The sequence below is a fragment of the Cyanobacteria bacterium GSL.Bin1 genome, from assembly GCA_009909085.1.
Classification (GTDB): domain Bacteria; phylum Cyanobacteriota; class Cyanobacteriia; order Cyanobacteriales; family Rubidibacteraceae; genus Halothece.
The window spans coordinates 1-6,917 of sequence record JAAANX010000158.1; the positions used below are offsets into that span (position 1 = coordinate 1).

The 6,917-nt window shown below is 44.6% G+C and carries 5 protein-coding genes; 1 reads left to right on the plus strand and 4 read right to left on the minus strand.

Features of this window, described 5'->3' with window-relative positions:
• Positions 1-133: 133 nt before the first annotated feature.
• From GVY04_18770 to GVY04_18785, 4 genes are all read right to left on the minus strand, one after another.
• The gene (locus tag GVY04_18770) at positions 134-2,557 is read right to left on the minus strand and encodes an HDIG domain-containing protein (GenBank protein NBD18098.1); all 2,424 of its coding nucleotides are present in this window, start codon (positions 2,555-2,557) and stop codon (positions 134-136) included.
• A gap of 38 nt (positions 2,558-2,595) precedes the next feature.
• A complete protein-coding gene (locus tag GVY04_18775; GenBank protein NBD18099.1) occupies positions 2,596-3,435 on the minus strand; it encodes a hypothetical protein in 840 nt (279 codons plus the stop codon).
• 3 nt (positions 3,436-3,438) lie between these two features.
• On the minus strand, positions 3,439-3,894 hold the full coding sequence (gene aroQ, locus GVY04_18780) for a type II 3-dehydroquinate dehydratase (protein ID NBD18100.1): 456 nt from the start codon (positions 3,892-3,894) through the stop codon (positions 3,439-3,441).
• Between the two features lie 446 nt (positions 3,895-4,340).
• Positions 4,341-5,249, minus strand: coding sequence for an alpha/beta fold hydrolase (locus GVY04_18785; GenBank protein NBD18101.1), 909 nt, complete (start codon positions 5,247-5,249; stop codon positions 4,341-4,343).
• Between the two features lie 91 nt (positions 5,250-5,340).
• Between GVY04_18785 and GVY04_18790 the strand changes: the two genes are divergently transcribed.
• Positions 5,341-6,801 (plus strand): DUF3459 domain-containing protein, encoded by a 1,461-nt coding sequence (locus tag GVY04_18790; protein ID NBD18102.1) that lies wholly within the window; start codon positions 5,341-5,343, stop codon positions 6,799-6,801.
• The last annotated feature ends 116 nt before the right edge of the window (positions 6,802-6,917 follow it).

Below are 6,917 nucleotides of genomic sequence, written 5' to 3' on the forward strand. Positions count from 1 at the left end.
AGAAACATCTGGAAGTGTTTACTCGCTAACCGCTCATGGCTCTATTCGCAGCTACGGGGAGGTGATCTCTCCCCAATCCCCCACCTCACGAAGTAGGTGGGGGTCATTGAATTTTTTAGGTACTGATTAACCCTTACTTCTTGAGAGAAGAAGCATATTTGGCATCCAAAGCCGCTTTTGGATAAGCGATTCGTTTATGGTTCGTTTGTTGCCACACTCTCACAAAGACCTGGGCAATTTTTTTCAGTTCATTCGGGGTTAAATTCGCATCTTTTAACTGTTCGTCTTGCCAGCGCGATCGAATAATTTTATTCACCATCGACAGCGCTTTTTCCGAAGAAACATCACTCAGTGATCGCAGCGCCGCTTCGCAACCATCCGCTAACATAACAATCCCTGTTTCTCGGGATTGAGGTGTTGGTCCATCGTAACGAAAATCAGCTTCAGCAACCGTGCCTTTTCCCTCTTTTTGCGCTTGAAAATAAAAGTAAGAAATGAGCAAAGTCCCTTGATGTTCGGGGATGAAATCTTGAATCGCTTTGGGGAGACCACAACGACGGGCCATTACTAAGCCTTCACTAACGTGCTTCTTAATAATTTTGGCACTTGCATAGGGATCATTCAGCTCATCATGTTTATTTTTACACCCCATTTGGTTTTCAATAAATCCTAATGGATCATGCATCTTACCAATATCATGATAGAGCGTTCCGGCTCGAACTAACTCCACATTACAATTCAATTCTCGGGCTGCTGCTTCGGCTAAAGAGGCAACAAACAAGGTATGCTGAAAGGTTCCTGGGGCTTCAATGGCTAAGCGTTGCAATAAAGGGCGATTGGGATTGGCTAACTCCGCTAAACGAATCGGTGTGACTAAATCAAAGAAACGTTCTAAGTAAGGAGAAACACCAAAGGCGACAATACTCCAAACCAACCCGGATAGACCATAAATCACAGCATCGGGTAGCATCGCATACCAAATCGTTTCTCCAGTTGTGTTTAGAATTAAGCTCAGCAGCAAATATACTGCCCCTTCTACTAAACCGATTGCTCCCCCTAAAATTGCCAATTCCTCGCGCGATCGCAGTTGTCCGGCAATTGCCGCTGCTAAGATACCACCGACCGCTCCTGTAATCAGGGCTTCCCAAGCAACAAAAATCTCTTGTCCACTCAATAAGGTATAAACTTCAAGCCCCGTTACTAAACTGATTTGGGTTAAGGCTAAACTGGGTCCATAAAAGCTACTCACTAATAACCCCACTGCCGGCAAGCAAGAGTAAGTTATTCCAAGCATTAATAAAAGAGGACTGGCGACACTGAGTAAAATTAGCAATATTTGATCGCGCCGTCGCAGTTTTCGCCTCACCAACCGCTTTGTTAACCAAAAAAAAGTGATTGCAATCGTAACTAATATTGCACATAGTAATAATCCTTGCCAGTTAATACCCCGTTGACTGAGACCTAAGGCATCAAGCAGTAAAAATTGCTCCCGGCTAATCACATTCCCTGAGCGCACAATGGGACTCCCTGCTTCAACAGTGAGCATGACAGGCTCTACTGCTGAGGTAACAGCCTCCTCCAGTGCTTTGGTTTGTGTGGTATCTTCCACTAAATTTGGCGTGAGTGTTTCCTTTAAAAGTTCACGCCCTAAATTGACACTAACTGGCGGCGCTGTCTCCTGGAGTTGCAGTTCAATTGCCGATTCTAAAACCGATGGTGGTAACCCCCGAGGAATTCCTTGAGTCAACATTTGACGTGCTGTTTTTTCAACCGCCGTTCGGGTCACTTGCCATTGAGAAGGGGAGAGCCCTAGTAAAACTCGACGTTGCCTTAGACTGAGCCATCTTGTTTCCTGATCGTCGATGGTAGGGGTTGGGGTTAAAGTAGCAGCGTGTTGCTGACGTACCTGATCAAGGGTGGTTAATAACTGAGAAAAGTCTGACGATGATAAAGTTTGTGATAATTGAGCCAGTTGAAATTTTGCTTGTTCAGAAAGAGAGTGCGGTTGCTGAGATGTGGATGTATTAACATTCGCTAATATTCTTTCCCATGCCGACTGAGAACAAGTACGAAGGTAAACTTGTACAGGTTCTGATAACTGATCGGTGGGAACAAAAAGCTCTGCTCCTGCTTCTTTACGTAGTGTTGATAAATGATCTAACTTTGTAGCCAGGTCATTGAAAATCGCTTTGTTTTTTGCCGTATTCACTTTCAGAACAGGACTCAAGCGCGACCTCTCCGCTTCCTGCTTTTGAACCGTTTTCAAGTCATCTTTAATGTTGACATCAGAAGGAGCAATAATCGTTTCCGGCGCTCGTGTTCCAATCGCCAGTTGAGGTTGGTTATACAGCCGATTCCCCACGACTCCTGTCAAGGTCAGTAAAGCGAGGAGAAACATTAACCACGAACCAGAAGCGAAAATAGCAGTGATTTGTCTTCCGATTCCTTGCCATGAGGAAAGCCGCTTGCGAGGATGATCAGCGAGTCGATGAGTAATACTAGGAGAATGTTTCATCAGCTTTAAATCGCTTTGCCGAGCTGAATTAGGACCTATCATCAAGCTTGGCGCTACTCCATCAGTTAATAATTTTAAATTTAAGGTTTCTGCCTACGAGGTTGAATCACTCCGCAGGGCGCAATTGCCATTGCATTTACATCTAGGTGCTCGTCAAAGTTAGCTTGCCCAGGAAAGTGATAGTTCCCTGACCAAGTGGCCCACATTAATCTCAACTTTTGTTTCCATTCTGTCCTCTCTTTTTGCAACAGACAACGCCAAGGAACCGGAATTGCATTCACCCCATTATGCACTCCCGATAAAGCGCCTACTAAAGCCAAAATTATTGAATTTGACCCCTCGCTTGCTTTCACCCTCCTCACACTTAGGGCTAAATTTTCTGAGGTTGTCGCAAAACAGTATAAAGCCAACCAAATGTCTTGGCAAGTCGAGGGTAACTTTAGCTTTATTTCTTGTAAGGTTGCTTCTTGTTCTAGACTATTTTGTAACATTGTTAAAACGTTGCCATTGCCAGATGAATCCTCGTCTAAATCTTTTCTTAATTTTTTAAAGAGAGTATTCCCTGGCAACTTTTCGCTAGTTCCCCAAGTAATTGCTGTCGCATACGCCAAAATCGCTGCGGTTGCTAAAGATGATTCATTTTTCTGTTGTGCAATTGCACTCAGTTGCTCCCCCCAGGTTTCGGGTTGGTCATTGAAAAATAAGATTAGGGGTAAGCAGGATAAGATAATTTCGCTCGTTGTATATCCTTTCCAATTAATCCCCCCTTGCCACTGTCCTGTTTCTGCTAATGCTTGAATAGCTTGGTTTTGTCTCTCGTACCAAGACTCAACTTGAGCCCCTTCTGAAACGTTTCCCATCCAGGGGAGACAACTTCCCAGTAAAGCACCTTCCCAACGAGATAAGAGAGTCTGCTGCATGGTTTAACTCTCTTTTTTACTTTGCAAATAACGGACAAGCGCTTCTAATCCTAAGCGATAGCTCTCTGCACCAAACCCACTGATTTGACCGAGGGCAATTGATGCTATGTATGAATGGTGGCGGAATGATTCCCTTTGGTAAATATTGCTTAAATGAACTTCCACTACAGGAAGTTTCACGCCTGATAAAGCATCACGAATGGCTACACTTGTGTGCGTATAAGCTCCAGCATTAATAACAATGCCATCCTTGTTTTCTAGCGCACCATGAATCGCCTCCACCATTGCTCCTTCTGAGTTATGCTGTTGACATTCCACATAGCTATGCAGCTCTGCGCCATAATTTTTCAGAGCTGCATTAATTTGCTCTAAACTTGAAACTCCATAAATGGAGGGTTCACGAATACCTAGTAGGTTTAAGTTAGGGCCGTGTAAAACTAAGATTTGTAGCTGCTGCACCAGTTTTTAAGTCTGCTTCCCTTAGCGATAATAACGGGAAACTCGCTCTTCGACGGGGACAGGGATTGGCTCAGCTTCTGGCTCCATTTCCGGTCCAAGCAATAGCTCAATTAATTTACGACCCCAATCTTTCAGTTTTTCAAGTGCTCTTTCTATAGATTCCATTGAACAGATGGCTCCTGTGAGACCTCATTTCAACTAACTGGTATGACGTGATGATTCTCCTGAATCAGGAGACACGTTTCTAGCGTAATAACGGAGATAGCTAACCGTTCTATGAACTATTTTAGCTAACCAGATTAATAATTAACTGGTAACTCCATGCGCTTTCATATACTTATGTTAATCTTAACACATCGCTATTTTACTCAATCTTAGGGGTGAAACTTTCATGAGAAAAGGGTTTGCGCCTCTAATTTTTCCTATTTACAAAAATTTATACACTTTTAAGAAAAGTTGAAGTTTTGGCTGTGAGTTGTGATCCAACGCTCAATAATGGGATTGACTTCCTCTGGCGCTTCGTCTTGAGGACAATGTCCCAATCCAGGTAAAGCGATAAAATCTTCCACCACCGGAAAACCAGTTAATTCTTTACCTAAAGCAACAGGTTCCCAAGGATCATCCGTCCCCCACAAAATAAGGACTGGACAACTCAGCTTAGGTAATAGATCTTCTGCCAGGGGACCTTGAGAATAATTGGTAAAGGCAACAAACACTCCAGCTGCCCCAGGATCTTGAGCGGGGGCAAGTAACATCTCTACGAGTTCATCAGTCACTGCTTCTGGACGTTGATAGGCTTGTAATAAAACGTTGCGTACAGTCTTCGGTTTGGCAATTTGATGGAAAAACCATTTCCCGATGGGAGGATAGCTTAAGATTTTTTGGGCAATGGGCGCACCAAAACGACGATGCCACGGTAAGGCTTGTCGCTTCCGTTCATGCAAGAGTCGCAAAGAAATATTCAGGTTAATTACCCCTAAACTGATTTCTGGGTGCATCACTGCCGCTTGCATCGCTGCGATACAACCAATGGAGTTTCCCACCAAAAAAACCGGGGTTCCTACCACTTCTTGGCAAAAATCAGCAATTTGTTCGCCCCAAGTTTCAAACGTATAATCAATTTCGGTTCCGGGTTGGGGTTTAGCGGAACCGCCAAAGCCAATTAAGTCTAAAGCATAGCAGCGAAAGGAGGCTCCAAGTACCGGTAAATTTTTCCGCCAGTGTCCAGAAGAAGCGCCAAAGCCATGAATACAAACGATCGCGCTCCCTTTCTCCCCACAGGTGCGATAAGTAATGGGATAACCGCGCCAGGTCCAAGTTTTCACTTCTGTTTTAAGCTGGGATGAAGATGTCATAGTTTTTGTCAAGATACTCTAAATAATTTGTAACAAAAAGAAGGAGAATAGACCAGTACAATATGAGAGAAGTCGGAATCAACACGCGCTCATGTCAATTCAAACCCCTAACTGGGTTAAAAATGCCGTATTTTATCAAATTTTCCCGGATCGGTTTGCCAAAGCCCAACCCCCAAAAGGGACATCATCGATTTTTCAGCACGTCAAATTTGAACCTTGGGAAGACCCACCGACCCTGCAAGGGTACAAAGGAGGAAATTTGTGGGGTGTGATTGAGCAGCTCGATTATTTGCAAGATTTGGGAATAACTGCTTTATATCTAACGCCCGTTTTTCAATCAGCTTCTAACCACCGTTATCACACTCATGATTATTATCAGGTTGATCCGATTTTAGGGGGCAATGAAGCGCTCCAAGCGCTTTTAAGGGCTGCCCATCAACGGAATGTGAAGGTAATTTTGGATGGGGTTTTTAATCACGCGAGTCGCGGTTTTTTCTACTTTAATGACATTTTGGAAAATGGTCCCTACTCCCCCTGGGTGGATTGGTTTAAGATTAAAGACTGGCCTGTTTCAGCGTATAATGGCGATTTACCGGCAAACTATGCCAGTTGGGTGGGCAATCGGGCATTACCGGAATTCAATCATGACAATCCGGATGTAAGAGAGTATATTATGCGGGTGGGAGAGTATTGGCTCCAGCAAGGAATTGATGGTTGGCGATTAGATGTCCCCTATGAAATTGAAATCCCCGGATTTTGGCAGGAATTTCGAGAAAGAGTGAAGAAAATTAACTCAGAAGCCTATATTGTCGGTGAAGTTTGGGGAGATTCTCGATCCTGGCTCGATGGAACGCAATTTGATGGCGTGATGAACTATGTGTTTACCGGTCCCACGATTGCCTTTACCACCGGCGATCGCGTTGATCGATCCTTAGTAGAACAACCGGACTATAAGCCCTATCCCGCTCAAAATGCCAGCGAATATGCCCAACAGATTCAAACGTTATTAGACTTATATCCTTGGGAGGTTCAACAAACCCAACTCAATCTTTTAGCCAGTCATGACACGGCTCGGTTACTCAGTATAGCCCAGCGCGATCGCGCCAGTGTTAAACTCGCAACCCTATTATTATTAACCTTTCCTGGCGCACCCTGTATCTACTATGGCGATGAAGTCGGCTTACCCGGCAAACTCGATCCCGATTCTCGCAGGAGTTTTCCTCCCCAAGAACAGTGGGATCAAGACCTCTTACAATGGCATCAAAACTTGATTCGTTTACGCCACAGCTATCCTGCCTTAAGAACCGGAGACTATAAAATTCTGTACGCAGAAGGTTTAGTCTATGTGTTTGCCCGCACGCTAGCTGCATGCGAATTAATTATTGCGGTGAACTCAGGAACTGAACCAGCATCAGCGACTGTTCCCACAGCGCAACTCCAAAGTGAACCCCATGGTTTATTACTCGGAGAGACAGGACTGCAATGGGATAGCAATCAAAATATTCTGACCCTAGAATTACCCGCTCGTAAGGGCTGTATTATTGGTAAGTGACATCTCCCGGCGCTGACCTATCGGTACAGCGCGGGCTTCCCATCCTCACGAATGGGCTTTCCTGCGTAGCACTTACCTATCAATTGACCCGGCAGGACGCTGCGTCCGGCAGAAAC